This is a genomic window from Algibacter miyuki (assembly GCF_030409805.1).
In the GTDB taxonomy this organism is placed as follows: Bacteria; Bacteroidota; Bacteroidia; order Flavobacteriales; family Flavobacteriaceae; genus Algibacter; species Algibacter miyuki.
On the sequence record NZ_JAUFQP010000013.1, the window covers coordinates 495,001 to 497,500 of the forward strand.

A 2,500-nucleotide genomic window follows, 5' to 3' on the forward strand; every position below is an offset into this window, starting at 1 on the left:
ACGAGGTTGAACTGCTTTGACAGCTAGGATGTTGGCTTGGAAGCAGCCATTCATTTAAAGAGTGCGTAACAGCTCACTAGTCGAGCGGTTCGGCATGGATAATAATCGGGCATAAACATATTACCGAAGCTATGGGATAGAAATATCGGTAGGGGAGCATTGTAGTGTCGTCGAAGGTGTGATGTGAGTCATGCTGGAGAAGCTACAAAAGAAAATGTAGGCATAAGTAACGATAATGCGGGCGAGAAACCCGCACACCGAAAGACTAAGGTTTCCTCAGCTATGCTAATCAGCTGAGGGTTAGTCGGGACCTAACGCGAACCCGAAAGGGGTAGTGGATGGACAACAGGTTAATATTCCTGTACCTGCTCTCATTAAAAGTGACGGAGGCGAAAAGTTAGTGCGCACAGACGGAATTGTGCGTTGAAGCGAGTGGTAACACCGCGATAGTACACTGAGACTTCGGTCAAGGTGATAATCTAGCAAATCGACTTCCAAGAAAAGCAAGAGAAGCAGCCCGTACCCTAAACCGACACAGGTAGTTGGGATGAGAATTCTAAGGTGCTCGAGAGATTCATGGCTAAGGAACTAGGCAAAATAGACTCGTAACTTCGGGAGAAGAGTCGCCACCCTTCGGGGTGGCCGCAGTGAAAAGGTCCAGGCGACTGTTTATCAAAAACACAGGGCTATGCTAAATTGAAAGATGATGTATATGGCCTGACACCTGCCCGGTGCTGGAAGGTTAAGTGGAGATGTTAGCTTCGGCGACGCATTCAAATGAAGCCCCAGTAAACGGCGGCCGTAACTATAACGGTCCTAAGGTAGCGAAATTCCTTGTCGGGTAAGTTCCGACCTGCACGAATGGTGCAACGATCTGGACACTGTCTCAGCCATGAGCTCGGTGAAATTGTAGTATCGGTGAAGATGCCGATTACCCGCTGTGGGACGAAAAGACCCCGTGCACCTTTACTATAGCTTAGTATTGGTTTTGGATAAGTAATGTGTAGGATAGGTGGGAGACTTTGAAGCGGCGTCGCTAGGCGTTGTGGAGTCATTGTTGAAATACCACCCTTTGCTTATCTAGAGTCTAACCTTCTTTCGAAGGGACAGTGCTTGGTGGGTAGTTTGACTGGGGTGGTCGCCTCCAAAAGAGTAACGGAGGCTTCTAAAGGTTCCCTCAATACGGTTGGTAATCGTGTGTAGAGTGCAATGGCATAAGGGAGCTTGACTGAGAGACCTACAAGTCGATCAGGTACGAAAGTAGAGCATAGTGATCCGGTGGTTCCGTATGGAAGGGCCATCGCTCAAAGGATAAAAGGTACGCCGGGGATAACAGGCTGATCTCCCCCAAGAGCTCATATCGACGGGGGGGTTTGGCACCTCGATGTCGGCTCGTCACATCCTGGGGCTGGAGAAGGTCCCAAGGGTTGGGCTGTTCGCCCATTAAAGTGGCACGCGAGCTGGGTTCAGAACGTCGTGAGACAGTTCGGTCTCTATCTACAGTGGGCGTTAGAAATTTGAGTGGATCTGACTCTAGTACGAGAGGACCGAGTTGGACTAACCTCTGGTGTATCAGTTGTTCCGCCAGGAGCATTGCTGAGTAGCTACGTTGGGAAGGGATAAGCGCTGAAAGCATATAAGCGCGAAACCCACCACAAGATGAGATTTCTTTAAAGGGTCGTGGAAGATTATCACGTTGATAGGCTATAGGTGTAAAGGCAGTAATGTCATAGCCAAGTAGTACTAATAACCCATAGGCTTATTGTACGCCTGTTTTTTTAAAAGTTATACAATGCATTATATAAATTAAGTTCATGATTTTTGTTTCAATATGTTAAGATATTTGTTTATCCAAAGTGATAAACGCTGTATGCTAAAGGATTAAAATCCAATAGCGAGCAGCTATAACTTAAGGTGGTTATAGCGATGGGGCTCACCTCTTACCATTCCGAACAGAGAAGTTAAGCCCATTAGCGCCGATGGTACTGCATTTGTGGGAGAGTAGGTCGTTGCCTTTTTTAATCCTCAACATTTATTTGTTGAGGATTTTTTTTGCCCTAAACTCAAATCTAAGAAGACGAAGGGGGATGTAAAGAGAGTGTGTTGGTTATGGTCGATGCTTAATCGTCTTGTTCATATTCGTCTACACTATATAGTGCAGTTTCGTTAAAAGAATTTAGAACAGAAGATACTGGCTTAACTTAATATATTCTGCTATAGATGGTTTAATCATAAAGTGGTCCTAATAGAGAAGTCTAGTATCTATTAGGAAATAACGAACAAATAGATCACGCTTATATTTAAGATTACTTCTTCCGCGTAAGCGTTATTTTCAACACTAAACGATCTGAAGATTAAAATACACTTAAAGAAAAGACTTATTTTGACTATGGATAACTTTTAGTCTTGATATAAAGTGCGTTTTTTCTGATTATGAATAAATATTCTAGGTTTTTTGCACCAAATATATCGTAATCAGAGGGTGTAATTAATTATATAA

Annotated in this window: 2 rRNA genes (1 of these 2 cut by a window edge); both read left to right on the plus strand. The window is 44.1% G+C overall.

From position 1 onward, the window contains the following. Positions 1-1,767 (plus strand): 23S ribosomal RNA (locus QWY92_RS14475) (it extends 1,058 nt beyond the left edge of the window). 143 nt (positions 1,768-1,910) lie between these two features. Beyond that, positions 1,911-2,018 (plus strand): 5S ribosomal RNA (rrf, locus tag QWY92_RS14480). Positions 2,019-2,500: the final 482 nt, after the last annotated feature.